Source organism: Synechococcus sp. CBW1107, assembly GCF_015841355.1.
Lineage (GTDB): Bacteria > Cyanobacteriota > Cyanobacteriia > PCC-6307 > Cyanobiaceae > Regnicoccus_A.
Map to the genome: position 1 here is coordinate 2,612,518 of NZ_CP064908.1, position 25,948 is coordinate 2,638,465.

General features: G+C 67.4%; 30 protein-coding genes, 1 other RNA gene and 1 pseudogene. 20 read left to right on the forward strand and 12 right to left on the reverse strand.

Annotated elements, in window-relative coordinates:
- Positions 1-45: 45 nt before the first annotated feature.
- The 9 genes and pseudogenes from I1E95_RS13675 (at position 46) to I1E95_RS13715 (ending at position 6,837) form a co-directional block, all read left to right on the forward strand.
- Positions 46-1,023 carry an ATP-binding cassette domain-containing protein gene (locus I1E95_RS13675; RefSeq protein ID WP_197167529.1) on the forward strand — a complete coding sequence of 326 codons (978 nt, stop codon included), beginning with the start codon at positions 46-48 and terminating at the stop codon, positions 1,021-1,023.
- The gene (locus I1E95_RS13680; protein WP_197163098.1) at positions 1,020-1,808 is read left to right on the forward strand and encodes an ABC-2 family transporter protein; all 789 of its coding nucleotides are present in this window, start codon (positions 1,020-1,022) and stop codon (positions 1,806-1,808) included. The genes I1E95_RS13675 and I1E95_RS13680 overlap by 4 nt, the downstream gene beginning before the upstream one ends.
- Entirely contained in the window at positions 1,808-2,596 is a 789-nt protein-coding gene (locus tag I1E95_RS13685; RefSeq protein ID WP_197163105.1) for an ABC transporter permease, read from the forward strand. The genes I1E95_RS13680 and I1E95_RS13685 overlap by 1 nt, the downstream gene beginning before the upstream one ends.
- Positions 2,597-2,715: 119 nt before the next feature.
- Positions 2,716-3,405: a VIT family protein gene (locus I1E95_RS13690; RefSeq protein ID WP_197167530.1), complete on the forward strand. Its 690-nt coding sequence runs from the start codon at positions 2,716-2,718 to the stop codon at positions 3,403-3,405.
- A gap of 62 nt (positions 3,406-3,467) precedes the next feature.
- Positions 3,468-4,506 (forward strand): annotated as a pseudogene (locus I1E95_RS13695) (transglycosylase SLT domain-containing protein).
- 101 nt (positions 4,507-4,607) lie between these two features.
- Positions 4,608-4,778 (forward strand): hypothetical protein, encoded by a 171-nt coding sequence (locus tag I1E95_RS13700; protein ID WP_197163107.1) that lies wholly within the window; start codon positions 4,608-4,610, stop codon positions 4,776-4,778.
- 46 nt (positions 4,779-4,824) lie between these two features.
- Entirely contained in the window at positions 4,825-5,106 is a 282-nt protein-coding gene (locus I1E95_RS13705) for a hypothetical protein (RefSeq protein ID WP_197163109.1), read from the forward strand.
- Complete coding sequence (locus tag I1E95_RS13710; protein ID WP_197163110.1) at positions 5,099-6,232, forward strand: phosphotransferase enzyme family protein; 1,134 nt, start codon at positions 5,099-5,101, stop codon at positions 6,230-6,232. Before I1E95_RS13705 ends, I1E95_RS13710 begins: the two co-directional genes overlap by 8 nt.
- On the forward strand, positions 6,229-6,837 hold the full coding sequence (locus I1E95_RS13715) for a DOMON-like domain-containing protein (protein ID WP_231594646.1): 609 nt from the start codon (positions 6,229-6,231) through the stop codon (positions 6,835-6,837). The genes I1E95_RS13710 and I1E95_RS13715 overlap by 4 nt, the downstream gene beginning before the upstream one ends.
- A 261-nt stretch (positions 6,838-7,098) precedes the next feature.
- Here the strand turns inward: I1E95_RS13715 and I1E95_RS13720 are convergent, their stop codons facing one another.
- Both I1E95_RS13720 and I1E95_RS13725 read right to left on the reverse strand, forming a co-directional pair.
- Complete coding sequence (locus tag I1E95_RS13720; RefSeq protein WP_197167531.1) at positions 7,099-7,314, reverse strand: Nif11-like leader peptide family natural product precursor; 216 nt, start codon at positions 7,312-7,314, stop codon at positions 7,099-7,101.
- 54 nt (positions 7,315-7,368) lie between these two features.
- On the reverse strand, positions 7,369-8,034 hold the full coding sequence (locus I1E95_RS13725) for a Fe2+-dependent dioxygenase (protein ID WP_197163114.1): 666 nt from the start codon (positions 8,032-8,034) through the stop codon (positions 7,369-7,371).
- Between the two features lie 23 nt (positions 8,035-8,057).
- Between I1E95_RS13725 and I1E95_RS13730 the strand changes: the two genes are divergently transcribed.
- Positions 8,058-8,288, forward strand: coding sequence for a hypothetical protein (locus I1E95_RS13730; RefSeq protein ID WP_197163116.1), 231 nt, complete (start codon positions 8,058-8,060; stop codon positions 8,286-8,288).
- 17 nt (positions 8,289-8,305) lie between these two features.
- Here I1E95_RS13730 and aroB read toward each other — a convergent pair whose 3' ends face one another.
- Complete coding sequence (aroB, locus tag I1E95_RS13735) at positions 8,306-9,475, reverse strand: 3-dehydroquinate synthase (RefSeq protein WP_231594647.1); 1,170 nt, start codon at positions 9,473-9,475, stop codon at positions 8,306-8,308.
- Positions 9,476-9,509: 34 nt separating this feature from the next.
- Positions 9,510-11,390, reverse strand: a complete 1,881-nt coding sequence (recQ, locus tag I1E95_RS13740; protein WP_231594648.1) for a DNA helicase RecQ — start codon at positions 11,388-11,390, stop codon at positions 9,510-9,512.
- 21 nt (positions 11,391-11,411) lie between these two features.
- Here recQ and I1E95_RS13745 point away from each other — a divergent pair, with 21 nt between their 5' ends.
- The 3 genes from I1E95_RS13745 to ssrS all read left to right on the forward strand — a co-directional run bounded on the left by I1E95_RS13745 (position 11,412) and on the right by ssrS (position 13,871).
- Positions 11,412-12,335, forward strand: coding sequence for a carbohydrate ABC transporter permease (locus I1E95_RS13745; RefSeq protein ID WP_197163118.1), 924 nt, complete (start codon positions 11,412-11,414; stop codon positions 12,333-12,335).
- 97 nt (positions 12,336-12,432) lie between these two features.
- Positions 12,433-13,683 carry a 5-(carboxyamino)imidazole ribonucleotide synthase gene (locus I1E95_RS13750; protein ID WP_197163120.1) on the forward strand — a complete coding sequence of 417 codons (1,251 nt, stop codon included), beginning with the start codon at positions 12,433-12,435 and terminating at the stop codon, positions 13,681-13,683.
- 6 nt (positions 13,684-13,689) lie between these two features.
- Positions 13,690-13,871, forward strand: a non-coding RNA gene (gene ssrS, locus I1E95_RS13755) — 6S RNA.
- A gap of 3 nt (positions 13,872-13,874) precedes the next feature.
- On the opposite strand, the gene I1E95_RS13760 is transcribed toward ssrS, so the two are convergent.
- Positions 13,875-14,156 (reverse strand): DUF2103 domain-containing protein, encoded by a 282-nt coding sequence (locus tag I1E95_RS13760; protein WP_197163122.1) that lies wholly within the window; start codon positions 14,154-14,156, stop codon positions 13,875-13,877.
- 69 nt (positions 14,157-14,225) lie between these two features.
- On the opposite strand from I1E95_RS13760, the gene I1E95_RS13765 reads away from it, so the two are divergent.
- Positions 14,226-14,456: a hypothetical protein gene (locus I1E95_RS13765; RefSeq protein ID WP_197163123.1), complete on the forward strand. Its 231-nt coding sequence runs from the start codon at positions 14,226-14,228 to the stop codon at positions 14,454-14,456.
- Positions 14,457-14,502: 46 nt separating this feature from the next.
- Here the strand turns inward: I1E95_RS13765 and clpS are convergent, their stop codons facing one another.
- Entirely contained in the window at positions 14,503-14,793 is a 291-nt protein-coding gene (gene clpS, locus I1E95_RS13770) for an ATP-dependent Clp protease adapter ClpS (protein ID WP_197163125.1), read from the reverse strand.
- A 67-nt stretch (positions 14,794-14,860) separates the two neighbouring features.
- On the opposite strand from clpS, the gene petN reads away from it, so the two are divergent.
- From petN to I1E95_RS13790, 4 genes are all read left to right on the forward strand, one after another.
- Positions 14,861-14,962 carry a cytochrome b6-f complex subunit PetN gene (petN, locus tag I1E95_RS13775; RefSeq protein WP_197163127.1) on the forward strand — a complete coding sequence of 34 codons (102 nt, stop codon included), beginning with the start codon at positions 14,861-14,863 and terminating at the stop codon, positions 14,960-14,962.
- 27 nt (positions 14,963-14,989) lie between these two features.
- Positions 14,990-15,163 carry a hypothetical protein gene (locus tag I1E95_RS13780; RefSeq protein WP_197163129.1) on the forward strand — a complete coding sequence of 58 codons (174 nt, stop codon included), beginning with the start codon at positions 14,990-14,992 and terminating at the stop codon, positions 15,161-15,163.
- 305 nt (positions 15,164-15,468) lie between these two features.
- Positions 15,469-16,518, forward strand: a complete 1,050-nt coding sequence (locus I1E95_RS13785; RefSeq protein WP_197163131.1) for a CofH family radical SAM protein — start codon at positions 15,469-15,471, stop codon at positions 16,516-16,518.
- On the forward strand, positions 16,515-17,972 hold the full coding sequence (locus I1E95_RS13790) for a hypothetical protein (protein WP_197163133.1): 1,458 nt from the start codon (positions 16,515-16,517) through the stop codon (positions 17,970-17,972). Before I1E95_RS13785 ends, I1E95_RS13790 begins: the two co-directional genes overlap by 4 nt.
- 17 nt (positions 17,973-17,989) lie before the next feature.
- On the opposite strand, the gene psb29 is transcribed toward I1E95_RS13790, so the two are convergent.
- Positions 17,990-18,745 (reverse strand): photosystem II biogenesis protein Psp29, encoded by a 756-nt coding sequence (psb29, locus tag I1E95_RS13795; RefSeq protein ID WP_255518532.1) that lies wholly within the window; start codon positions 18,743-18,745, stop codon positions 17,990-17,992.
- A gap of 107 nt (positions 18,746-18,852) precedes the next feature.
- Between psb29 and clpP the strand changes: the two genes are divergently transcribed.
- Positions 18,853-19,443: an ATP-dependent Clp endopeptidase proteolytic subunit ClpP gene (clpP, locus tag I1E95_RS13800; RefSeq protein ID WP_197163137.1), complete on the forward strand. Its 591-nt coding sequence runs from the start codon at positions 18,853-18,855 to the stop codon at positions 19,441-19,443.
- 106 nt (positions 19,444-19,549) lie between these two features.
- On the opposite strand, the gene I1E95_RS13805 is transcribed toward clpP, so the two are convergent.
- The 5 genes from I1E95_RS13805 to pyk form a co-directional block, all read right to left on the reverse strand.
- Positions 19,550-19,786 carry a hypothetical protein gene (locus tag I1E95_RS13805; protein WP_231594649.1) on the reverse strand — a complete coding sequence of 79 codons (237 nt, stop codon included), beginning with the start codon at positions 19,784-19,786 and terminating at the stop codon, positions 19,550-19,552.
- A 112-nt stretch (positions 19,787-19,898) separates the two neighbouring features.
- Complete coding sequence (ftsH, locus tag I1E95_RS13810; RefSeq protein ID WP_197163146.1) at positions 19,899-21,824, reverse strand: ATP-dependent zinc metalloprotease FtsH; 1,926 nt, start codon at positions 21,822-21,824, stop codon at positions 19,899-19,901.
- A 122-nt stretch (positions 21,825-21,946) separates the two neighbouring features.
- Positions 21,947-22,216: a DUF1830 domain-containing protein gene (locus I1E95_RS13815; RefSeq protein WP_231594994.1), complete on the reverse strand. Its 270-nt coding sequence runs from the start codon at positions 22,214-22,216 to the stop codon at positions 21,947-21,949.
- A gap of 151 nt (positions 22,217-22,367) precedes the next feature.
- A complete protein-coding gene (locus tag I1E95_RS13820; RefSeq protein WP_197163150.1) occupies positions 22,368-23,597 on the reverse strand; it encodes an ABC transporter permease in 1,230 nt (409 codons plus the stop codon).
- A 60-nt stretch (positions 23,598-23,657) separates the two neighbouring features.
- Positions 23,658-25,445 (reverse strand): pyruvate kinase, encoded by a 1,788-nt coding sequence (gene pyk, locus I1E95_RS13825; protein ID WP_197163152.1) that lies wholly within the window; start codon positions 25,443-25,445, stop codon positions 23,658-23,660.
- 74 nt (positions 25,446-25,519) lie between these two features.
- On the opposite strand from pyk, the gene I1E95_RS13830 reads away from it, so the two are divergent.
- Positions 25,520-25,849 (forward strand): nucleoside triphosphate pyrophosphohydrolase family protein, encoded by a 330-nt coding sequence (locus I1E95_RS13830; protein WP_197163154.1) that lies wholly within the window; start codon positions 25,520-25,522, stop codon positions 25,847-25,849.
- The last annotated feature ends 99 nt before the right edge of the window (positions 25,850-25,948 follow it).

Here is a 25,948-nt window from a genome sequence, read left to right on the forward strand (position 1 = left end):
GAGCACCCCCTGTCGCTTCGGGTCAGGGGACAGTCTGAGATGCCGATCATCGAGGCCCGCGGGCTCGGCAAGTGCTTCCGGGTGGCCGACAAGTCACCCGGCCTGGCTGGAACCCTGCGCCACTTCTTCGCTCGCCGCTTCAAGGACATTCCTGCGGTGCGGGATGTCAGCTTCAGCATCGAGCCCGGCGAGGTGGTGGGCTTCCTGGGGGGCAATGGAGCCGGCAAGACCACCACACTCAAGATGCTCACCGGCCTGATCGAGCCCAGTGCCGGTGAGGTGCGGGTGGCTGGCTTCAGGCCCTTCCGCCGCCAGACGGCCTTCCTGCGGACGATCACCCTGGTGATGGGGCAGAAGCAGCAGTTGATCTGGGACCTCCCCCCGCTCGATTCCCTGCGGGTCAATGCGGCGGTCTACGGCATCAGCGACGCCGAAGCCCGCCGTCGCATCGATGAACTGGCCGAGATGCTGGAGCTGGGGGAGGAGTTGCGCCGGCCTGTGCGCAAGCTCTCGCTCGGCCAGCGCATGAAGGCCGAGCTGCTGGCGGCGCTGCTGCATCGTCCCTCCGTCCTCTTTCTCGACGAACCCACACTCGGGCTGGATGTGAATGCCCAGGCGCGGGTGCGTGAGTTCCTCGCCGATTACAACCTCCGCACCGGCGCCACCGTCCTGCTCACCAGCCATTACATGGGCGACATCACCGCCCTCTGCCGGCGGGTGCTGCTGATCGACCAGGGCCATCTCTTCTATGACGGCAGCCTGCAGGAGCTGACCCAGCAGCTCGCCCCATACCGGGAGGTCTGCTGTGATCTGGGGGCGGTCTACCCGCCGGAGGCGTTCGCTGGTTTCGGCGAAATCGAATCCCTCGCAGGTCACCGGCTGCGGCTGCTGGTGTCACGGGATCGGCTCACGGCCACCATCTCGCGGCTGCTGTCCACCTTTCCCGTGCTCGATCTGGAGGTGAACGATCCGCCGGTGGAGGAGATCATCGGCCGCCTCTTCCGTGAGGGGGTGGTGGGATGAAACGGACGCTCCGGCTGGCACGGGTGCTGCTCTCGGTCCAGTACGCCTACATGCTCGAGTACCGCGCCGAGATCGCGCTCTGGGCCCTCTCCGGCCTCCTGCCCCTGATCATGCTGGCCCTCTGGAGCGGCGCCGGGGCGGCCGCAGATCTCAGCCTCAGTCCGGCGGCGCTGAACCGCTACTTCCTGGCGGCCTTCGTCGTGCGTCAGTTCACGGTGGTCTGGGTGATCCATGTGTTCGAGGAGGACTCCCTGCAGGGGCGTCTCTCCCCCTACCTGCTGCAACCTCTGCACCCGTTCTGGCGCTACCTGGCCGCCCACATCGCCGAGCAGGCCACGCGGGTGTCCTTCGTCCTGGCGATCGTGCTGGCGGTCTGGCTGCTGGGGGCTGGGGCCAGCGGCTGGCCACCGCCCTCCACGTGGCTGCTGGGCCTGCTGGTGACCCACCTGGCCTTTCTGCTGCGGTTCCTGCTGCAGTCGGTCATCACCATGGCCTGCTTCTGGAGCGAGCGGGCGGCGGCCCTGGATCGCCTGCTGCTGATCCCTTACCTGTTCCTCTCGGGACTGGTGGCGCCGCTGGAGGCCTTTCCCCCCGGCCTGCGCCGCCTGGCGCAGGTCACCCCCTTCCCATCGATGGTCGACTTCCCGGCCAGGCTCCTCTCCGGCGGCGAGGTGAACCTGGCCGGGGGGCTGGTGACGATGGCCGCCTGGATGGCCCTGCTCTTGCCCCTCTATCTGCTGCTCTGGCGCGCCGGACTGCGCCGCTACGCGGCGATGGGGGCCTGATGGGGCGCTATGCACGCACCCTGAGGGAGTTCTGGGTCTCGGCGCTGGCGATGGAACTGGAGTATCCGGCCAACGCGTTGATCGAGCTGCTCTCGGTGCTCGGCAACCTGGCCGGCAGCGTGGTGGTGCTGGCGCTGTTCTATGGCCGTGGCCATGGCCTCGGGGGCTGGAGCTGGGATGAGGCCCTGGTGGTGCTGGGGGTCTACACCCTGCTCGATGGCTTCAGCAGCACCCTGCTCCAGCCCAACCTGGGGGCGATCGTGAATCATGTGCGCACCGGCAGCCTCGATTTCGTGCTGCTGAAGCCGATCGACAGTCAGTTCTGGCTCTCGGCCCGAAGCTTCTCCCCCTGGGGCCTGCCAGGTCTGCTGGCGGGGCTGGGGCTGATCGTGCTGGCAGCGGGACGGGCGGGGGCCACCCCATCGCTGCTCACTCTGCTGGGCACCGCTCTGCTGCTCCTGTGCAGCGCCCTGATCCTCTACAGCCTCTGGTTCGCGCTGGCGGCCACCAGCATCTGGTTCGTGAAGGTGTGGAATGCCACGGAGGTGCTGCGCAGCACGTTGGTGGCAGGCCGCTTTCCCGTCAGTGCCTATCCCCCTGCTCTGCGCACGCTGTTCACCCTGGTGCTGCCGGTGGCCTTCCTCACCACCGTGCCGGCGGAAGCGATCCTGGGCCGAGCCACCCTTCCCTGGGTGCTGGCCAGCCTGGGGATGGCTGTAGTGGCCCTTGGCCTCAGCCGTGGCCTGTGGCGCCATGCCCTGCGCTACTACACCTCGGCGTCCAGTTGACCGAGAAGGCGATGACGCGGGGATCAGAATGAGTCTCCGGCCGTGGTTCGGCCTCCCCCCGCCTCGGCACCTCGACACACGTGGCACAGCAGCGAGACGGTTGGTCCCACGGTCACTGGATGCGCCATCAGGAGCAGCACCGCACGTCCCGGGTGGGCTGGCTGCGGGCTGCGGTGCTCGGGGCCAATGACGGCATTGTCTCCACCGCCAGCCTGCTGGTGGGGGTGGCGGCGGCCGAGGCCGACCATGCCGCGATCATGCTGGCCGGAGCGGCCGGACTGGTGGCCGGAGCGATGTCGATGGCGGCCGGTGAATACGTGTCGGTGAGTTCCCAGGCCGACACCGAGCAGGCCGACCTGGCCAGGGAGCGTCAGGAGCTCGCCGATGACGCGGCTGCGGAGCTGGCCGAGCTCACCGGCATCTACGTGCATCGGGGCCTGGAGCCCGCCCTGGCCCATGAGGTGGCGCTGCAGCTCACCCGTCACGATGCCCTCGGAGCCCATGCCCGCGATGAACTGGGCATCACCGACTCCCTCGCCGCCCGGCCCGTCCAGGCCGCTCTGACTTCGGCAGCGATGTTCTCGATCGGGGCGGCGCTGCCCCTGGGCACGGCCGCTTTCCTGCCCGCCTCCAGAATCGGGGTGGTGGTCTCGCTCACCTCGCTGCTGTTCCTGGGGCTGCTGGGCGGGGTCTCTGCCAGGGCCGGTGGCGCCAGACTGAGCACCGCCATCCTTCGGGTCACCATCTGGGGGGCTCTGGCGATGGGAGCCACGGCCCTGATCGGCTTCCTGCTGGGGGTCTCCCCCTGAGCGGCTCAGATCGGTGCGGACACCGATATCGTCCTGCCTGCGACCAGCCTCCGGATCCTTCCATGCCCGCTTCCCACCGTCGCTGGTCTCTGCTCGCTCTGGTGGGTCTGACTCTGCTGGTGATCGGCTCTGCAGCGGCCTTCGGACCGCGGCAGCGGGGCCCTCTCCTGGCGGTGGTGGAGGCACCGTCTCCGCCCGCATCAGAGCCTGAGCCTCCCCCGCCTCCGGTCACGGTTCTGCTCCCTTCGGAGCCGGGTCTGCCCCTGGCGGCCGATGGTCGCCACTATCCGGTCGTGCCCAGCGATCCCCAGGCCGTAGCCGAGCTGCTGGTGTCACTCGAGGAGGCACTGCGTTCGCCCGCCACCTCGGGGGAGTCGTTGCCGGCTCTGGGCCACCAGCACCAGGTGATCCTGCGGGTGCTGGCGGTTCGTGAGAGCCAGGCCCAGGAGGTGCGCCGCCGGCTTCCCCCCCGTTGGCAAGGGGTGCTGGACCATCACCTGGCGGCACGCCGTGCCTTCCTCTCCATGCGCCGCCACGATCCTCCAGGCCGGCAGTGCCACCCTGCCGGCCTGGAGGATCGTGGCGCCTGAGCCGGCGGAGAACCTGCTGCGGTACTACCGCAGCGCTGAGGCGGCCACCGGCATCGACTGGGAAGTGCTGGCCGCCGTCAACCTGGTGGAAACGGGCATGGGCCGCATCGATGGGGTTTCGGTGGCCGACGCCCGCGGGCCGATGCAGTTCCTGCCCACCACCTGGGCCCAGCCTGGTGTCGGCAAGGGGGATATCCGCGATCCCCACGACGCCATCCACGCCGCCGCCCGCTATCTGGTGCGCCGCGGCGGGTTGAAGGACATTCGCAAGGGGCTCTGGGGGTACAACAACAGCGACTACTACGGCAAGGCCGTGCTCCACTACGCCGCCCTGCTGCGCGAGGATCCCGCCGCTTACACGGGTCTCTACCACTGGGAAATCCACTTCGCCTCCACTGCCGGTGACCTCTGGCTGCCCGTGGGTTATGCCCAGAACAGACCCATACCGGTGGCCGTCTACCTCCAGCGGTTCCCCGCCAGCGCACCGCCGGCTGCCAACCGTGATGGCTGAGGCGGCCATGGCGCGATCGGGTGAAGGAGCTTGTCGACCTGGTTCCCCAACGCGGCTTCTGGATCAGGCTGGGTTCCAGGAGCACGGGAAGCCCTATGGCCATGACGGTGAAGTCCCTGGTGCCGGGCGAGGCCGAGTCCGTGGCGGTGTCGTTCAGCAGCCTCATGGCGCTGGTTGTCTGCTTCCTGGTGCTGGCCCTCGGGGTGGGTCAGATCAGTGCGGTGATGCCGAGCCTCACGGGAGCCTCCGCGGACGAGGCCGGCCGGCCTTGACCAGTCGCTCCGGTTGGATCGGCCACCTCGGTGAGGGGCCGGTCTGATGAAGGCTCGTTTGCTGCTCGGTCCCGTGCACGTCTGCCCGCAGGTGCGCGAATGGCTGGATCTCGAGACGCTGCAGCGCCTGGTGTCCCGCCACCGCCGCGGCGACTGGGGTGAGGTCGATGCCCGTGATGCCAGGGCCAACACCCTGGCTGCTTACCACCAGTGCGGCCGCCTGCGCAGTGTCTACAACCTGGGCCAGGGGCTGTGCATCTGGGTGATCACCGACCACCTCGGCACCGACAGCCTGCAGACCACCGTGCTCATCCCCGCCGATGAGTGATCCGGTGCCTCCCATCGTCGACGCCAGCGGGGCACTTACGGCGATTGCCGAGCGCTTCGACCTCGGTGGCCCGGTCAGGGGCATCGAACCCCTGGGCCAGGGCAACGTCAACGACACCTACCTGGTGCGGCTGGGGGAGCCGGCCCGGCCCGCCGCCGTGCTGCAACGGGTGAACACCGGGGTGTTCTCAAGCCCAGAACTGGTGATGGCCAACCTGGTGGCCTTCAGCGATCATGTGGCCAGACGGCTGCTCGAACCTCCCAGGGAACTGGAGGGGCGCCGCTGGGTGGTGCCACGGGTGTTCCAGGCCCGCGCCGATGGCCGGCCCTGGGTGTGGGAAGGCTCCAGCTTCTGGCGTGCTCTGGGCTACGTGGAGCGGGCTCAATCCCTGGAGCGGATCGGTCACAGCGGCCATGCCCGTGAAGTCGGCTTCGGACTGGGCATGTTTCACCGGCTGATCAGTGATCTGCCCGCGGACCACCTGGCCGACACCCTGGAGGGATTCCACATCACCCCCAGCTATCTGCGTCAATTCGACCAGGTGATCGCCCAGCTCGGAACCTCCCCCGACCCAGAGCTCAGCGACTGTCTGACCTTCGTGGAGCAGCGTCGCTCTCTGGTGCCGGTGCTCGAGCAGGCCAAGGCGGCAGGGATCCTGCGTGAGCGCCCGATCCACGGCGATCCGAAGATCAACAACGTCATGCTTGATCTGGAGGGAGACCAGGCCGTCGCCCTCGTTGATCTCGACACCGTCAAACCCGGCCTGGTGCACTACGACATCGGCGACTGCCTGAGATCGGCCTGCAATCCCCTGGGAGAGGACATTGCCGACTGGAGAGCGGTGCACTTCGATGTGAGTCTCTGTGAAGCGTTGCTCGGGGGATACGGCAGCGTGGCCAGCTCCTTCCTCACTCCCGCCGACTACGACCACATCGCTGTGGCGATTCGCCTGATCAGCTTCGAGCTGGGGTTGCGCTTCCTCACGGATCATCTCGCCGGGGATCTCTACTTCAAGACCCGCTACAGAGGTCACAATCTGCTGCGGGCACGGGTTCAGTTCCGGCTCACCGAGAGCATCGAGGAGCAGGAGGCGGCCATTGAGGCCGTTGTGGCGGCGATCCGATGATGGCCTCCGGACCTGAGGACCCTGAGATCGCCTGGCAGTCGTTCGTCCTGCAACCGTTCCAATCCGGAGATCTGCCGCCAGGCCCAAGGCCAGCCGGTTCCGCTTCCCCGGGCACCGGCCTGGAGCTGAGCGGGCGGATCCGCTGCCGGGGTGGGGCCCTGGAGTTGTGTCTGCGCATTGGCGGCGATCTGAAGTCGGTGGCGCTGCCTGAGTCCTCAACCCGGCCCGAGCGCCGCGATGACCTCTGGCGCAGCACCTGTTTCGAGCTGTTTCTGGCAGCGGAGGGGCAGCCGGAGTACCGGGAAGTGAACCTGTCACCGGCCGGCCACTGGAACGTCTACCGCTTCTGCGGTTACCGCCATGGGATGGAGACCGAGCCCTCCCTGCGGGCGTTGCCCTTCGCGATCAGGTCAGGCCCCGGGGTCGTGGAGCTGGAGCTGGCCTGGCCGCTGCCGGATGACCTTCGCTCCTCCCCTTCTGCCCTGGTGGCTGGGGTCTGTGCGGTGATCGAGCAACAGCAGGGACAGCTCAGTTACTGGGCCGTGATCCACCCGGGCAAGGAAGCCGACTTTCACAGGCGTGACGGCCTGGTGCTGCGCCTCTGAGTTGCCTGATCGGCTCAGCGGAGGATTTGTGGGATGGAAGAGCCCAGAGTGAACCACCACCCCAGGCTCCTGCCCTAAGGCATCGTCATCGTGACATGCCGATCCATAAACATCTTCTCACAGGAGGCGAACAGCGAACTCTGGACTGACTCATCCATCTGGAGTGACCGACTGAAGTGACTCATCCATGTGAAATCAGGATCAATCCGGATTCAGGACCTGACTGGATGTCAGCAACCGGATCAGACGTTCAGCAGACGTTCAGCTGTATTCGCCGGGCATGTCCTGCTTGGTGATGGTCACCCTGCCGATGCGCTTGCCCGAGGCCCGCAGCAGTTCGTCTCCGGAGACATCGAAGCCCAGGGAGGTGGCGAGTCTGGCCACGTCATCAGCAGTGGAGGAACCCAGCACCTGCCGCCTGAGCTCCTCGTCGTCCTGGACCCTGGCGAGGAAGGCCCTGAGTTGCTCCTGGGACATGACGGCGGGCCGAGCGCGATGGTGTTCCAGCATGGCGCCCCCAGGGGACCGGACTCACTCTCCCCACTGACGCAGCAGGTTCGTGTAGCTGCGGCTGATCAGATCGAAGATCTCGTCCTTGCCGTCACGCTGGAAGATCGCCCGACGGGCCGTGTCCAGCTCGAACAGCAGCTCCCGCTGGTCCGCCCGGCGCACCCGGCTCTGGATCCAGCCCACCGCCGCCAGGCGCACCCCATCACGCACCGGCTCCACCCGGTGCAACTGGGTGCTGGGGTACACCAGGGCATGACCTGCCGGGCAGCGCAGGGCTTCCTCCCCCGTCGGGCTCTCCAGCACCAGCTCGCCGCCGCTGTAGGTCTCCGGATCACTCAGAAACAGGGTGAAGGAGAGGTCGGAGCGGCCGCCGGTCATGAAGGCATTGTCGACATGGCTTCCGTAGCCTTCGCCCACGCTGCTGCGGCTGAACAGCACGCCGTGAATGGCCACAGGCAGCGCGGCGGCCTGCATCAGGGGATGGGCCAGCAGAGTGGCCTGCACCTGGCTGGCCAGCTGGGCGTGCAGCGGGCTGCGCCGGTCCAGCTGGTGGTTGCGCTTGACGGAGCGGGCATGCCAGCCCGCCGTGTCAGCTCCCGGCAGCCAGCTGGTGTCCTCACGGCTCAGGGCCCTGCTCCAGTCCTCCACCTGGTGGGCCTGGAGCAGGGGTTCGAGGACGAAGCGCATGGTGGATGGTGAACAATGGCCGGATGGCTTCGACACGGCCCATGGACCGCTCCAGCATCGCTCTGTTCCTGGCCACGGCTGGCCTGGCCGCGGGTGTGGCCGGTTGCAGTCATGGCCAGACCCCCAGAACCAGCGCCCCGCTGATGGAGAAGCCGGCGATGAGCAGCCCCGGCGCCGAGTCCTCCAGCAAGGAAAAGCCGGGCAGCCATGACGGCATGAAGCCCCATGAAGGTGGGGAAGGGGGTGAGGGCTGACGTCGCGGTCCTCCCGTTCAGCCCGTCTGGGAGCTCTTGTTCCCGAGCAGCGCCCGGATCTGGTCTTCTCCCACGTCGTTGCGGATCTGCACCTCGCCGATGGCGGTGGGCAGCACGAAGCGCACGGTGCCGCTCCTCACTTTTTTGTCGCTCAGGAGGGTGAGCAGCACCGTCTCAGGATCAAGGGGTGGCAGATGCAATGGCAGGCCGGCCTTGGCGATCAGGGCGCACTGCCGCTGCTGCTCGGCCGGACTCCAGAGACCCATGGCCACGGCCAGGTCACCGGCTGCCACCATCCCCAGCGCCACCGCCTCTCCATGGAGGTACGTGCCGTAGCCGCAGAGGGTCTCCACGACGTGGCCGAGGGTGTGGCCGTAGTTGAGGATGGCGCGCAGGCCTCCTTCCCGTTCATCGGCCGCCACCACGCGGGCCTTGGCCGCCGCGGAGCGCTCCAGCAGCCGTTGCAGCAGGCTGTCGCCCACTGCCTCCAGACTGGAGAGGTCGCCGGCGGCCTCCAGGTCGTTGAACAGCTGGGGATCACCGATCACCCCGTACTTGATCACCTCGGCCATCCCCGCGCGGAATTCCCGCGGCGGCAGTGTGGCCAGGGTGCTCGGATCGATCAGCACCAGCCTGGGCTGGTGGAAAGCCCCGATCAGATTCTTTCCGCCGGGATGGTTCACCCCGGTTTTGCCGCCGATGGAGGCATCCACCATCGCCAGCAGGGTGGTGGGCACCTGCACCACCGAGATCCCGCGCAACCAGGTGGCGGCGGCGAACCCGGCCATGTCCCCCACCACTCCGCCGCCGAGGGCCACGATCAGTGAACTCCGCTCCAGATGCCGGGCCTGGGCCGCGTCATGGATCAGGGCCACGCTGGCTGGCGTTTTCTGATCTTCCCCGGCGTCCAGCACCAGCAGGCTGGGTTCCAGCTCCGCAGCGCTGAGGCTCTCGAGGGCCCTCTGGCCGTAGAAGCCGTCCACCACCGGGTTGGTCACCACCAGCACCTTGGTGGCGGCCGCCACTCCCCTGGAGCGGATCAGCGGACCGAGCCGGGCGAGGCTGCCCTCACCGATCAGCACGGGGTAAGGCTGACTGCTGAGGGCCACCTCGATCGTATGGACGGGAAGGTCCACGCCGGAGGGGCCGGCGGTCCCGGTGGGCTCGACCGAAAGCGCGGGGATCATCGCTGGGACCGGCGTGACGAACACATGGGCCAGGCTAGGCCTGGGCTTCCCAGCCCTGGATCACCGCCAGCACCGCCGCGCCATAACGCTCCAGCTTGGCCGCACCGATGCCGCTCACCTGTCCCAGCTCCACCAGACGGGCCGGTCGCCTGGCCGCCAGCTCCAGCAGGGTGCGGTCGTGGAAGACCACATAGGGGGGCACCCCCTGGTCACGGGCCTGTCCCCGGCGCCAGTCCCTGAGAGCGCTGACCAGGCCCGTGTCGGCCTCCGCATCAGCCCCGGTCGCCACCGTCAGCTCCGCCGCCGGCCGGCCGCTGCGGCTCCGTTCCGCGGCCCGCCTGCGGTCCTGGCGTGTCGGGGTGGCGGGCAGCTCCAGGGTCATCTCCCCCCGCAGCAGGGCCCGGACCCGGGCCTCCTGCCCCCAGCGCAGACCGCCGCGGCCATCGGGCACCGGCTCCAGCCATCCCTGGCCGGTGAGCTGCCGCAGCAGGGTCCGCCACTGGTCGCGGTCCAGCTCCTTGCCGATGCCGTAGACACTCAGGCTCTGGTGGCCCAGGGACCGCACCCGGGCGGTGTCGGCACCCAGCAGCACGTCGGTGAGGTGGGCAGCCCCGAAGCGCTGGCCCGTGCGGAACACGGCCGAGAGGGCCTTCTGGGCCGCCACGGTCCGGTCTTCCAGGACCTGGGGCTCGAGACAGCGGTCGCAGTTCCCGCAAGGCTCAGCCAATGTTTCGCCCAGATGGGCGAGCAGCACCTGGCGACGGCAGCCCGGTGCCTCGGTGAAGCCCACCAGCGCGTCGAGCTTGCCGTGCTCGATCCGCTTCTGGGCGGCCTCGGCCTCGGAGTCCTCGATGAAGCGCCGCAGCTGGGGCACATCCCCCGGCCCATGCACCATCCAGGCGGTGGCCGGAAGTCCGTCGCGTCCCGCTCGGCCGGTTTCCTGGTAGTAGGCCTCCAGGCTCTTGGGCAGATCCAGATGGGCGACGAAGCGCACATCCGGTTTGTCGATGCCCATTCCGAAGGCGATCGTGGCCACCACCACCACGCCGGCGTCGTTGCGGAAGCGACTGAGGGCACGGGAGCGCTCTCCGGCGTCCATCCCGGCGTGATAGCCCACAGCCTCGTGGCCGGCGGACTGCAGCAGGGCGGTGAAGCTGTCCACGCGGCTGCGTGAGCGGGCGTAGACGATGCCGGCTTCACCCCGGAACCCCTCCAGGAAGGCCAGCAGCTGCTCCCTGGCCTCCTGCTTGGGCCGCAGCAGGTAGCGGATGTTGGGACGATCGAAGCTGGCCAGGAACACCCGCCCCTGCTCGAGGGCCAGGCGCTCGATGATCTCGCCACGGGTGCGTGGATCGGCTGTGGCCGTGAGGGCCAGCCTTGGCACCTGCGGGACGCGCTGGGCGAGGGCCTCCAGCTGCAGGTAATCGGGGCGGAAGTCGTGGCCCCACTGGGAGACGCAGTGGGCCTCATCAATGGCGAACAGGGCCAGGGGTCTGTCCTGCAGTCGCTCGAGCAGATCTCCGCCCAGCAGCCGCTCCGGTGAGACGTAGAGCAGATCCAGTTCACCCCTCTGGAGGGTGCGCCAGAGGGTGCCGGTGGCTTCGCTCGTGAGACCCGAGTGCAGCGCCGCCGCCCTCACCCCGGCCTGGCGCAGGGCCAGCACCTGATCGTCCATCAGAGCGATCAGGGGCGAGACCACCACCGTCAGGCCCTCACGGCAGAGAGCGGGCACCTGATAGCAGAGCGATTTGCCGCCACCGGTGGGCATCAGCACCAGACCGGAGCCGCCGGCGATCACATGCCGCACGATCGCCTCCTGCGGACCACGGAAGTCGTCGTAGCCGAACACCTCCCGCAGCACCAGCAGCGGATCGCTGCCCTCGAAGCGGCTCGGCATGACCGTGGACTTCGTCATGGTGCGTCCCACAATGGCCCCATGGATGGTTCCCCCGCTGCCTCGCCGTCGTCCTCCCGCCGTGGCGCCAGGGTGGGCCGCAGCGCCACGGCCTGGGGCTTTCTGGCTCCGGCGCTGCTGCTGTTGAGTGTTTCGGTGCTGATCCCGGCCGCGATGGCCCTGGTGATCAGCTTCACCGCCACCGGGCTCGACGTGAGCGAACCCTTGCGCTTTGTCGGCCTGGCCAACATCCGGCGGCTCCTGGCCGATCCGGTGTTCCTGCAGGTGCTGGGCACCACCGTCCTCTATCTGATCGGAGTGGTGCCGCCGATCGTCCTGGGATCCCTCACCCTGGCCGTCCTGGTGAACCGCCAGCTGCCCGGCATTCACCTCTTCCGTGCCGCCTTCTACACCCCGGTGCTGGTCTCGATCGTGGTGGCGGCCATCGCCTTCCGTTGGCTGTATGCCGAAAACGGTCTGATCAACGGTTGGCTGACCGCCTGGCTGGGGGAGGCGTTCACGCCGATCGGCTTTCTCACCACCCCCTGGCTGGCGCTGCCGGCCGTGATGCTCGTGACCCTCTGGAAGGGCCTGGGCTACTACATGGTCATCTTTCTCTCGGGTCTCCAGGGCATCTCGCCGGAGCTCTACGAAGCCGCCGCCCTCGATGGCAGCGAGGGCTGGCGGCGCCATCTCGACATCACCCTGCCGTTGCTTCGTCCCTACATCACCCTGGTGGGGGTGATCTCCGCGATCGCCGCCACCAAGGTGTTCGAGGAGGTGTATCTGATGACCCAGGGGGGACCGGCCGATTCCACCCGCACCCTCGTCTATTACGTCTACGACCAGGCGTTCTCCGAGCTGGACATCAGCTACGCCTGCACGGTGGGTCTGGCCCTCTTCCTGATCGTGCTGATCTTCAGCCTGCTGCGTTTCCTGGCGGTGGGAGAGAAGGGCTTCAGCTGAGGGAGCCCAGGCTGAGGAGGCCAGCCTGATGGTCAAGGGAATGGCAAGCTTCTGAATTGGCGCGCGCCCTGGTGTCGCGTGGTCCGTGAGGTCAGGGATGGGCAGCAGCATCGGCGTGGTGGGGGGCGGCCAACTGGCCTGGATGCTGGCGGCGGCGGCCCGGGAGCAGGGCATTGAACTGCACGTGCAGACCCCGGAGCTCACCGATCCCGCCGCACGGCTGGCCACCAGCGTGGTGCGGGCGCCGCTGGGCGATCTGGCGGCCTCCCGCCGTCTGGCCGAGAGGGCTTCGGCGATCAGTTTCGAGAACGAATGGCTCGACCTTGAGGCCCTCGCCCCGCTGGAGCAGGAGGGGGTGGTCTTCATTCCCCGGCTGCAGTCCCTGGCGGATCTGGTCTGCAAGCGCCGACAGCGCCAGTTGCTGGAGCGGTTGCACCTGCCCTCGCCGCGCTGGTTCCCGCTGGAGCAACTGCTGACTCCCCCGCCTGTGCTTGAGCCGGAGGATCCGCCGGTGGACGGAGCCGAGGACCGCGCCGCTGAAGCGGCTGAGCCAGAGACGCCTCAGCCACCCCAGCTCCCGCCGGGGTTCGACTTTCCGTTGATGGCCAAGGCTGTGCGGGGGGGCTACGACGGACGCGGCACCCGGGTGATCCGCAGCCAGGCGGAACTGGAGGCCCTGATCGAGACTGAGGATCCAGGCCTGTGGCTGCTGGAGGAGTTCGTGGCCTTCGAGCAGGAGCTGGCGCTGGTGGCCTGTCGCGATCACCTCGGGGCGGTTCAGTGCTACCCCCTGGTGGAGACGCACCAGCATGATCAGGTCTGCGAGTGGGTGCTCGCGCCCGCTGCCGCCAGCCAGGCGGTGGAGGCCCGCGCCCGCAACGTGGCGGCTTCGCTGCTGGCTGCGCTGGATTACGTGGGCGTGCTCTCGATTGAATTCTTCTACGGACGCTCGGGCCTCCTGGTCAATGAGCTCGCCCCGCGCACTCACAACTCCGGCCATTACACGATCGAAGCGTGTCGCACCAGCCAGTTCGCCCAGCAGGTGCGCATCGTCGCCGGAGAGCCCCTCGGAGACACCTCCATGCAGCTCAGCGGCGCGTTGATGGTGAACCTGCTGGGTTTCGAGACCTCCACGGCGGCCTACGCCAGGCAGCGCCAGGCCCTGGAGTCCCTGGCCGGCGCTCACCTGCACTGGTACGGCAAACGTCTGGCCCTGCCCGGACGCAAGCTGGGTCACATCACCCTGGAGCTCAAGGCCTCAGCTGCGGCCGAGCGGGCCAGGGAGGCAGCCCTGCGTCTGGCTGAAGTCCGGGCGATCTGGCCGCTGCCACCCGCTCGTACCCCTTAGAGTTTCTGCGGACTGCTGTGTTGGTGACTGCCTTTCACAGTTTCTGATCTGACTCCCTCTTCGACGTGGGTGGTCTGTCGTGACGGTGACGTACACCGGCCTCGTTGCCGGAAACCGAGCCCCACTTTGACCGCTCCTCTGGTACTACCAGGTCGAACACTGGGGCAAGACGGCACGGCGGTTCACCCTTTTCAATCCTTGAGACAGAGCAGCTCCAGGCGTTTCTGGAGCTGCTCCCGGGGCCAGGTGGTCAGCACGAACACCTCCTGGGCCGTGCTGCCCCGCCGGGCCAGCAGCTTGTATCCCCCGTTGATCGGAACCGACACCCGCAGACGCAGGCGTGGGCTGTGTCCCTTGACACGGCTGATCACGGCCGGGGTGATCGTCTCGATGCCTTCGTCCCGGGCCAGGGCTTTGAGCACGGGAATCAGACCTTCCACGTAGGTGCTGTGGGTGATCACCACCCGGCCCATGGGTATTTCTCTCAGGTGACCAAACCTAGGCAGGACCGCTAGGACGATGAAGCCCTTCGCCGATCCGCGGTGGTTTTGACACGCGCGTCGCTCAGTCTCGAGCTCAGCCGCCACCTCGGCGAAGCCGTTGAAGTGCTCACCCTGGTTGAGCCCTTGCGGCGCCAGGTGCGCGGCCTGGAGGTCTGCTCCGGACGGGTGTTCAGCTACGTGCTCGACCGGGGCGCCCTCACGCTGCAGGTGCGCAACCTGCTTGTGTTCAGCGTCTGCCCTCAGGACGATGCCCTGATGGGACTGGCCTGAGTCCCGGAGTCGATCCGCGTCGGTGTCCCGGCCGCCCCTGCGGGGATCACTCCCGCTCGAGAGGTGCCATCGTCAGCCCTTCCTGGCTGAGTTGCTGGTGGTACAGCTCAGCCTGCTCCTGGGGCCCGCTCCAGACCACGGCGGAACCCTCGGAGTCGATCTGATGGGCCAGCTCCCAGGCCCGGTCGGGTCCCATGCCCGGCAGGTAACGCACCAGGCAGTTCACCACGTGCTGGAAGGTGTTGACATCATCGTCGAGCACGACGACCCGGAGATGGGGATAGTGCTGGCGTTGCCGGATCCCCGCCGGGATCGTCTGAACTCCCGGTGCTGCCATCGTTGGACTGCGTCTGGGACAGCCCCATCCTAGGTAAAGTCTGAATCACTGTTGCTTGGGCGATCCCATGCTCATCACCCTTGGCTGGGCTTCCCTGGCTGCGTTGTTCAGCTTTTCGATCGCCATGGTGGTCTGGGGCCGCAACGGCGACGGCACGATCAATTTCTGATCGCCCCAGGGCCCACTCCACACCCGGATGCCTGACTTTCCCCTCTCCAGCACCAATGCCCTGGCACTGACCGCCTCGGTGTTGCTGGTCTTCGTCACGGGAGGGGTGATCTACCTCTCTGCGGTCGAGTGGCGTGACCGTCGCCGGGCCAGGAGACCTGCCCGCTCGCCTTCGGGTCGTCTGTCTTCCGGGCGACGGTGACTTCAGTACGGCCAGAACCCCTGGCCCCGTGGTCCTGGAGCGAGTCTGCCGACGTCCTGATCCCTCCACCGGACGTGGCTGCTCACCAACCTTGGCGAGAGACCTCACTCGCAGATCTGCTGCAGGCGTTGGCATCCTCCAGCCCGCCGGCAGCTTGTTCGGGGTGTTTTTCTTCAGCCGATGGTCGCCTGGAGCCGGGTCTGGCCCTGGCGTTCTGTCTGGCCACGGATCTGACCGGAGATCCAGCCCCAGCACACGCCCCAGCATCACCCGGTCCCAGACCAGAGCCCTGGGCGGAGGACGCCATGGCCGCCTCCCTCGAGCCGTTGCGCCTGGCCGCTGACGAGAGGCGCCGGCAGCTGGCCGGCGACACGGTCACCTACGTGGTCAACCGCAATCTCAATGTCAGCAACCACTGCGTCAAGCACTGCGGCTTCTGTGCCTTTCGCCGCGACGCCGGCAGCGCAGGGGCGTACTGGCTCGATCTCGACACCCTGCAGGAGCGGGCGGCAGAGGCCCAGGCACTGGGGGCCAGTGAACTCTGCCTGCAGGGCGGGCTCAATCCGGAGGCCCGGCTTGAGGGGAGCTCTCTGCGCTATCACACCAGGCTGCTGGAGGCCCTCGGGCAGGCCGCCCCGGGACTTCACCTGCATGCCTTCTCACCCCAGGAGCTGCTGTTCATCGCCGAGCAGGACCAGCTGCCGCTGGACACCGTGCTGGAGGAGCTGGAGGCCGCCGGACTGGGTTCGATTCCCGGCACCGCCGCCGAGGTGCTGAGTGAGACGGTGCGCCGGCAGCTGTGCCCCGAGAAGCTCTCCGCCCGGGCCTGGTGCGCCGTTGTGCTCCAGGCCCATCGCCGCGGGCTGGCCACCACCGCCACCCTGATGGCCGGTCATCTCGAGACCAGCGCCGATCGGGTCGCCCATCTGCTCACCCTGGTGGAGCTGCAGCGACGGGCCTGGGATCGGCACCAGCCCGGGTTCAGCGAATTCGTGCTCCTGCCCTACGTCGGTGAGGCGGCTCCGGCCCCCCTGCGCCATCGGGTTGGACGCGACCAGCCCGATCGCACCGAGATGCTGGTGCTCACCGCTCAGTCCAGGCTGTTGCTGGGCTCCTGGTTCAGGAATCACCAGCCCAGCTGGGTGAAACTGGGCCTGGATGGCGCCTGTGAAGCTCTGCGCTGGGGATGCAACGACCTGGGTGGCACGCTCATGGAAGAGCACATCACCAGCATGGCCGGAGCCCGCGGAGGCACGGCCCAGTCGCCGGAACGACTGGAGGCTGCCGCCCGCTGCCTGGACCGCCCGGTGCGGCGACGCACCACGCTGTACGCCATGACCTGCCCCCCACCATGACCCTCTCCCTGCCGCACTGGAAGGGTCTGCCGCCTGCACCCCGTCTGGGGCCCCTGCCGATCACGACAGCGCTGATCGCCCTGCTCGTGCTGGCTCCCGCCAGCCAGCTCCGCCGCTTTCCCCGCTCCAACGCCGAAGGGCTGGAGCGGGTGGTGGGCGTGGCCACCCTGGTCCAGAGCTTCCAGTCGGATGAGGCCCGGCCGGTGCCGCTGCTCTGGCAGGAGCGTCTGGGCGCCGAGCCGGCTGCCCGGCTCTGGGCCCGTCAGCGCGGCAGCTGGTGGCAGTTCTGGGGTCGGGAAGGGTCGGCGCACCTGGTGGTGCCGGCCAGATTGTTCGGCCCCCAGGCCGGTGCCGTCCTGCCCGGCCGGGCCGTGCGGGTGGACGACCTGGTGGTGATCGCTCCCGATCCCCTCTCTCAGCAGACACTCCAGCAGCAACTGCGTCGCACCACCCGGCCGCCCCGGGGGCTGGAGCAACGCTGCGTCAACCTGTTGCGCAGCCGCCAGGCGGTGGTCTGGACCAAGCTCGCTCTGGCGCAGATCTCCGGTGATCTCGCTCCGTTGCTGCAGCGCTTCCAGCAGGGCTGCCTCACGGTGAACGCCGAGGCGGACGGTCTCAGCTGGCAGGGGGAGGCCAGCGCCAAGCCCGATCCAGCGGCTCCAGCACAACCGCTGCCGCCGCAGCCGGCCCCCAGCCGGGATCCCCTTCCCGCTGATCTGCTCCTGGAGGTGGCCGGGGCCCGTCTGGATCAGCTCCTCGACGCCCTGCTCAGCAATGCTGTCATCCGTCAGCCGCTGATGGACCGCTATGGCCTCGACCAGGCCGCCCTGGAGCGTCTGCAGGGGACTCCGTTCCTTCTGCGCCTCAGACCCCAGCCCAAGGGTCCATTCCTGGCGTCGCTGGAGTTGCAGCTGGCGGTGGGTCAGGACCGCTCCGGCTGGACCCGCTGGTTGTCGGCCCTGAGCCAGGCCCTGGAGAGCCAGGGTCTGAGCGACCAGCGCTCCCCCACCAGTCCCGGACCGGCAGCGGCGGCCAATGCCGTGCAGGCCAGGTTGCCCAGCAGCCTCTGGCTGCGCGAGGACGGCACCCCCCTGGGGGGCTGGCGCTGGGTGGTGCCGGCCGCCGGTGGAGCCCCTGAGCTGTTGTTCGTACTCGGCGCCGCTCTGCCCAGCGCTGAACGATTTCCGACGGCCAGGCCCCCGGCGGGGGGTGGACTCAGTCTGCGCGCCAGGCCGGAAGCTCTCGCGGCCCTTGGGCTTCTGCCTCCTGATCTGCCGGCCGTGGCACGGCGCTCCACCCAGCTGGAACTTCGCTCGGTTCCTGTGGCCACCCCCAGGACACGGGCCACCTCTGGAGGCGATGCGGGGTTGTCGTGGTTGTGGGGTTCACTGACGCTGAAGACTCCCCAGACTGAGGAGCCTGGATCCGGCAGAACTGCTGGGGCCGGGCGCTGAGCTGGATCCTGAGCCGGTCAGCCCCCCTGGGAGGCGGCCGGAGGGTTGGCTTCGGGAACCACGGAGGGTTCGGTCTGGACTGAGTCGCTGGCGGCAGCGGAGACCTTGGTCTGCTGGGTCTGACGTTCGCGCCGGCGACGTTCAGCGGCCAGGGTCTCCTCCATCAGCTCGACGGCCTGGGCCATCTTCTCGAGGGTGCTGGCATAAAGGGTCAGATCCTTGTCGACACGCTCTTTCAGCAGACCCATGGAGTCGCTGATCTCATGGGCGGCTTCCCGGAGGGCCTGGGGATCCACGGCATCGGCACCGCGGGCCTGCTGCAGCAGGCTTAGCAGCCCAACAGCGAACAGGCGCGAGTAGTGAAAGTCGGGCCTGTCGATTCCGGCAAGCACCCCGGCGATCGGCTCAGGCGCACCCTTGCCCCGCTGGGCCAGCCACTGCTTCACCTCCTCCAGGCTGTGCTCCCCGACGGCCTGCACGGCGGCGTCGCGCTTCGCCCGAATCTCCTGGGCATCGAAGCCCGAGGAGGCGCAGAGGGCGGCGAACAGGGGTTCTCTCTGCTCCGGCGGCCGGTAGCCCTTGGAAAACCCGTCAAAGACCTGGGTGAGGCCCACCGCGAACAGGCTGTCGCTGCGGAACCCGCTCTGCCGGCTGAGCAGATGCAACTCGACGAGCAGTTCATCGACCATGCGCCGGTACAGGGGTCCGATCACATAGGGAAAGGCTGCGTGGAAGACACGCTTGCTGTCAGCAACGGTGAGGCAGGCGCTCACACTCATCCGCTCGAATGCCTGGACCTTAGCGCTGCACCCCCCCGTGGCGATCGGGCGCTGGGCTCACTGTCGTCGGTAGGATCGACCGAGTTGCTTTGCCGTTGCCGATGATCCCGATCGTGATTGAGGATTCGGGCCGGGGTGAGCGCGCCTTTGATATCTACTCCAGGCTCCTGCGCGAGAGGATCATCTTTCTGGGCGAGCCAGTGACGGCAGAATCCGCCAATCGGGTGGTGGCGCAGCTTCTGTTTCTGGAGGCGGAAGATCCTGAGAAAGATATCTTTCTCTACATCAACTCCCCCGGCGGATCCGTCTACGACGGACTCGGCATCTTCGACACGATGCAGCACATCAAGCCCGACGTCCAGACGGTCTGTGTGGGCCTGGCCGCGAGCATGGGTGCCTTCCTGCTCACGGCTGGAGCCAAGGGCAAGCGCAGCAGCCTCCACCACTCACGCATCATGATTCACCAGCCCCTGGGCGGGGCCCGCGGGCAAGCCAGCGACATCCGCATTCAGGCGGACGAAATTCTCTACCTCAAGGACAAACTGAACCGGGAGCTCTCCGATCGCACCGGCCAACCTCTCGATCGCATCCAGCTCGACACTGACCGGGACTTCTTCATGTCACCGGCCGAGGCGGTGAGCTACGGGCTGATCGACAAAGTGATCGAAAAGCGTCCTGTCCGGCCGGTCTAGCTGAATTCAGGGGCGAGGTGGAGGGCCCAGCCGTCATGGCTGGACCTGCTCGCAAAACAGGCCGAACAGTGAATCGACCGGGATTGATGGTCAGGGCTGGTGATCTTCAGTCCTGGCCGGTGATCTCCAGACCATTCTTGCTGCCCTTGAGTTCCTTCCAGAGCATGCGGATCTCGTCGTACGCCTGTTCCTGGTTGAGCTTGCCGTTGCTCTGAAGACCGACGATCAGGCCGACGCGGTCGGCGAAGCGTTCGAGATTCTGATGAAAGGCCAGCCGCTGTGGACTCCAGTCATCGCCGTGGTAGGCGCTGAAGGACTCCATCGGAGAGCGGGTGCTGCTCAAGACCTGAACGCATTTTGATGCAGGCTAAACACTCAACCGTGGCTGGCGGGAGAAGGTTCGGTTAAGGACCCTCACCCGCCCATAGACCCTACGACGGGAACCCAATTCAGGGTCAGGCCGCCGGCAGAAGGGGTGAGAAGCGGTCCTTCTCAGGAATCGTCGTGAACTCGGCCACCACGGCCCGGAACTCATCTCCATCGAGGGTTTCCTTCTCGATCAGCATCTCCACCAGGCGGTCCATGCAATCCCGGTGGCTGGCCACCAGAGCCTGAGTGTCGCGATAGCAGAGATCGACGATGCTGCGGATCTGCTCGTCGATACGGCGGGAGATGGAATCGGAGACATCACTGCGGGTCATGAGGTCACGACCGAGAAACACCTCCTGATTTCCGGCCTCCAGCGAGACCGGTCCGAGATCGCTCATTCCGAAGCGGGTCACCATCTGGCGGGCCATGCTCGCCACCTGCTGAATGTCACCGCCGGCTCCGGTGGTGACCTCGGCGTGGCCAAAGACCACGTCCTCCGCCACGCGTCCCCCCAGGGCTCCCATGATGCGGGCCTTGAGCTGGGCACGGCTGACGAGCATCTGCTCTTCGTCCGGTGCGAACCAGGTGAGTCCCTGGGCCTGGCCGCGGGGGACCAGGGTGACCTTCTGAACAGGATCGTGATCCTTCACAAGGGTACCCACCAGAGCATGGCCCACTTCGTGGTAAGCGATGAGGCGCTTGCTCCGGCCATCGGTCAGGGGCTTGCCTTCCATGCCGGCGATCACCCGGTCGACGGCATCATCGATCTCGGCGAGCGTTGTGGCCTCCTTGCGGCGCCGGGCGGTGAGAATGGCCGCTTCGTTGAGCAGGTTGGCCAGGTCGGCTCCGGTGAATCCGGGAGTGCGGCGGGCGATGGCCTCGAGGGAGACGTCCTGGGCGAGCTTCTTGTTGCGGGAGTGAACCTTGAGGATCGAAAGCCGTCCCTTGATGTCCGGAGCATCGACGCTCACCTGGCGATCGAAACGGCCCGGCCGCATCAGAGCCGAATCGAGCACATCGGGGCGGTTGGTGGCGGCGATGATGATGATGCCGCTGTTGCCCTCGAAACCGTCCATCTCGGTGAGCAGCTGGTTGAGGGTCTGCTCCCGCTCATCGTTGCCGCCACCGATCCCTGCTCCGCGCTGGCGGCCCACCGCATCGATCTCGTCGATGAAGATCAGACAGGGACTGTTTTCCTTGGCTCGCTTGAACAGATCGCGCACGCGGCTGGCTCCGACGCCCACGAACATCTCCACGAATTCCGAACCGGAGAGGGAGAAGAAGGGCACCCCGGCCTCGCCGGCGATGGCTTTGGCCAGCAGGGTCTTGCCGGTTCCGGGAGGTCCGACCAGCAGCACACCCTTGGGAATCTTGGCGCCCACGGAAGTGAAGCGTTCCGGCTGCTTCAGGAAGGTGACCACTTCCTCGAGATCTTCCTTGGCTTCCTCGACGCCGGCCACGTCATCGAACATCACGCCGGTTTCCGCTTCCATGGCGAAGCGGGCCTTGGTCTTGCCGAACTGCATCGCCTGACCAGGGCCACCGGGCATGGATGAGGAGCGGCGGGCCAGGAAGATCAGCGAGCCGATCAGCAGCAGGGGGAACAGCAGGTTGCCGAGAATGCCCAGTGCGGGTGGTGTGGTGCGGGGTGGGTGAATGTCGAAGCTGATGCCCTGAGACTTCAGGTTGTTGATCAGTTCAGGTGCGAGGCCGGGCAGATCGACCCGAAGGCGCTGCACGCGGTTGTCGAGATCGGGATCCACCGCTTCAATCACCGCGCTGCGGCCCCCGTCGAAGATGTCCACGGCCGTGACCCGTCCGGCGTCGATGTAGTCGAGGAAACGGCCATAGCTCATCCTCGCCACCGCCGCGTTGCGGGGGGCCACCGTGTCGGTGCGTCCCTCGGGAGTGAAGCGGCTGGCGCCTCCGTTCCCCAGCACCTGCCAGCCGAGGAAAAGGGCCACTCCGAGCGGGAGCAGCCAGAGAGCGAAAAGACGCCAGCGCTGATTCATGGCTGAGGGGAATTTTTAACAAGTGTAAAGCGCACGACCCGCAGCCGGGGGCCTCCGGCCGCAGCGCCAGCGTTTTCAGCTTGTCATGGCTGCCCCGAGTGGTGCTCTCCGGTGACAGAGCTTCAGCGGATCGTCAGCCAGGCCGGGTCGTCTCTGCCCTCGACGCTGTCGAGATCGGGGGGTTCGATCAGGAGCTCGGCACTGGGCAGGGTTTCGAGAAGTTCCGGTCCCCCAAGGCCGTGGGTCCAGATTTCCAGTTCCGCGCCCTTGGGAGCCTGGAAACTGAGGAGCTCGAAGGGGAAAATGACCCGCTCCAGGTAGAACTCACCGGGCCCGGAGGAGCGCAGGATCACCATGCGGTCGCTGGAGTTGCGATAGCCGCAGGAGAGCATGGCCAAGGGAGGAGTCTCGTCGGGGTTCCACCATCAAGCCACCATCGACCGTGGGCTTTGGTCACGGTCAGCACCAATCAGCTTTCTTAAGGTTTTTTTGATATTAAGGAGGGTGTCCGCCCGCCGGCCCCAGCACGCCTGGACCCTGGCCTCAGAGGCTGCGCAGGGCCACGATCGGATCCAGCCGTGAGGCCCGACGGGCCGGCACCACGCCGAAGAACAGGCCGATCGATCCTGACAGGGCCACGGTGAAAAGCACACTGCCGCTGTCGATCGCGGCAGGCAAGGGGGTGAAGCGGCTCACCGCCGCCACCGTGCCAAGCCCCACCGCGCTGCCGATCAGGCCGCCGAGGCTGGCCAGCACCAGGGATTCCACCAGGAACTGCAGCAGCACGTCGCCGCTGCGGGCCCCCACGGCCTTGCGCAGGCCGATCTCCTGGGTGCGCTCGCTCACCGACACCAGCATGATGTTCATGATGCCGATGCCGCCCACCAGCAGCGAGACGCCCCCGATCGCACCCAGCATCAAGGTCAGACCTCCGGTGATCGTGCCGACGATCGAAAGCGCGTCCTGCTGGGAGCGCACGGCGAAATCATCCTCTCTGAGGATGCGGTGGCGCTGGCGCAGGAGGTTGGTGATCTGAAATTTGGCGGCGCTGGTGCTGGCCTCGTCGCGGGCTTCCGCGCTGATGAAGGTGAGCACCACCCCGTAGGTGGGGTCACGCCCGCTCAGCTTGCTGACCATCGTCGAGAGGGGGATGTAGGCGGCTTCGTCCTGATTGGTGCCAAAGGCGGCGCCCTTGGCGGCCATCACGCCGATCACCTCGAAGGTCTGATCACGGATGCGCAGCGTCTGGCCGATGGCGGAGCCCGCAGGGAGCAGCTTCTGCTTGAGATCCGGGCCGATCACGGCCACGTTGCGGGCCCCTTTGATGTCGTCGTCGCTGAAGAATCGCCCCTGGGCGATCTCGAAACGCCGCACCGGAAGGAAGTCGGGCGTGATGCCGGACACCGAGGCGTTGGAGCTGTTCCCGCCTGACTGCACCACCGCGTTGATCGTGATCTGGGGGGCGACCCGGCGCACACTCGGCACCTGCTCGGCGATCGCCTCGGCGTCCTCCAGCACCAGGGTGCGCGGATTTTCGATTCCCTGGCGGCGTGTGTCGTTGTTGCCCGGCACGACGAAGAGCACATTGGCCCCGAGGGTGTTGAGCTGGCCCTCCGCCAGGTTCTGGGCCCCTTTGCCCACTCCCACCAGGGTGATCACCGAGGCATTGCCGATCACGATCCCCAGCATGGTCAGCAGGCTGCGCAGCCGGTTGGCCCTGAGGGTGTTGAGAGCCATCCCGACGGTTTCCGCCAGGGGCAGTTTCGAGGCCATGGCCGCCTGCAGCGTTCAGAGCCGCATCATGGCCAGCGGCGGCTGCCCCTGGCGCGGGCCTCAGAGGATGGTTTCGCTGCGGTCGGCCTGAGTGTGGTTGCGGGCGCCGCGGTGCACCACGCCCTCACGCACTTCCAGGGTCACGAATTCCCCCAGGCGCAGGTCGGCGGTGGCGTTGGCCACCCCCACGATCACCGGCACCCCCAGCCGCTGGGCAATCACCGCGGCATGGCTGTCGCAGCCGGCCTCTTCGGCGATCACGCCCTTGGCCTTGCGGATGGCATCGAGGTAGGCGGCGCTGGTTTCGCGCACCACCAGGATCTCGCCGCTCTCCAGCCGTGCCGCCTCCTCGGCGGTGATGGCCACGCGCACCCGTCCGCTGACCGAACCATTGCCGATGCCAAGGCCCCGTCCCAGGACGGCGGAGACAATGCCCACCTTGACCAGATCGGTGGAGCCGCTCACTCCCGAGAGGGTGCCGGCGGTCTGGACCACCAGATCACCCTCCTTGAGCAGTCCCCGTTCCTGGGCGACACCCATGGCCAGGGTGAAGGTGCTGGTGGTCGACTCCTGATGGCCGATCAGCAGGGGGTTCACCCCCCAGACCAGCTGCAACTGGCGGGCCACCCTCACCTCGCTGGTGATCGCCAGGATCGTGGTGGAGGGGCGGAACTTGCTGACATTGCGTGCCGTGGCCCCGCTCTTGGTGAGCGGCAGGATGGCGGCAGCCTGAAGCTGCCGGGCGATGGTGCTCACCGCCTGGCTGATGGCGTTGGGGATGGTGGAGGCCATGTGGCTGTCCACGACCCTGCGGGGGTAGTCGCGCTCGATCCGGCGGGCGATGCGAGCCATCGTTTCCACCGCCTCCACCGGGTAATCGCCCACGGCGGTCTCGTTGGAGAGCATCACCGCGTCGGTGCCATCGAGAATGGCGTTGGCCACGTCGCTGACCTCGGCCCTGGTGGGACGCGGGCAGCTGGCCATGCTGTCGAGCATCTGGGTGGCCGTGATGATCGGGATGCCCAGGGTGTTGGCCTTGCGGATCAGTTCCTTCTGCAGCAGCGGCACCTCTTCGGCCGGCATCTCCACCCCCAGGTCCCCCCTGGCCACCATCACCCCGTCACAGAGGGGCAGGATCGCGTCGATCTGATCGATCGCCTCGAACTTCTCGATCTTGGCGATCACGGGGGTGCTGTACCCCTGAGCGCTGATCAGCTCACGGATCTCCTGCATGTCGGAGGGGTTGCGCACGAAGCTCAGCGCCACCCAGTCGACTTCCTGCTGGAGGCCGAAGCTGAGGTCCTCCCTGTCCTTGGTGGTGAGCGCACGGATCGACAGCTGCACATCGGGGAAGTTCACCCCCTTGTTGTTGGAGAGCACCCCACCCACCACAACGGTGCAGTGCAGAGTCCGCTCGGGGATGTCCACCGATTTGACCACCATCTCGACGCGGCCGTCGTCGAGGAGAATGCGGCTGCCGGCGGTCACCTCATCGGCCAGGCGGTCGTAGGTGATCGTGGCGATCGACTGGTTGCAGCTCACCGGCCGGGAGGTGAGGGCGAAGGGGTCGCCGTTGGCCAGGGTGATGGGACCGCCCTCGAAGCGGCCGAGACGGATCTTGGGACCCTGGAGATCCTGAAGGATGCCCACATGGATCCCCAGCTCATGGGCCACCTGACGGATCGTGGCGATCCGGGCGGCATGTTCGGAGTGGTCCCCGTGGGAGAAATTGAGACGGAACGTGGTGGCCCCAGCCTGGATCAGGTCCCGCAGTCGCTGGGGGGACTCCGTGGCTGGACCGATCGTTGCCACGATCTTGGTGCGACGCGACAGATCGGGCTGGGCCATCGGGAAGGCCGAAGGTTCAGGCGGAAACTACCATCCGGTCCCGCCCTTCCCCTGCCGCCGATGGTGCTGAACCCATGGATCTGAACGACTACCAGCTCCAGGCCCGCACCACGGCCCGCTACCCGGACGTGGGTGCCAATCCCATCTATCCCACCCTCGGACTCTGCGGTGAGGCCGGTGAGGTGGCCGACAAGGTCAAGAAAGTGCTGCGCGACCGTGGCGGGGTGTTCGAGCCCCAGGTGGTGGAGGATCTGGCCCTCGAACTCGGCGACGTTCTCTGGTACGTCTCGCAGCTGGCCAGCGAGCTGGGGCTTGGGCTCGACGACGTCGCCCAGGCCAATCTGGCCAAACTGGAGGGACGGGCCCGGCGCCGGACGCTCGGCGGCAGCGGCGATCACCGCTGAAAGCCCCGCCAGGGTCACCCCGAGCAAGCCAGTGCCGGAGCTAGTCAGAGCCACCCCCGATGTCCTTGAGCCCCAGGTCAGCCATACCCCAGTCCGGAC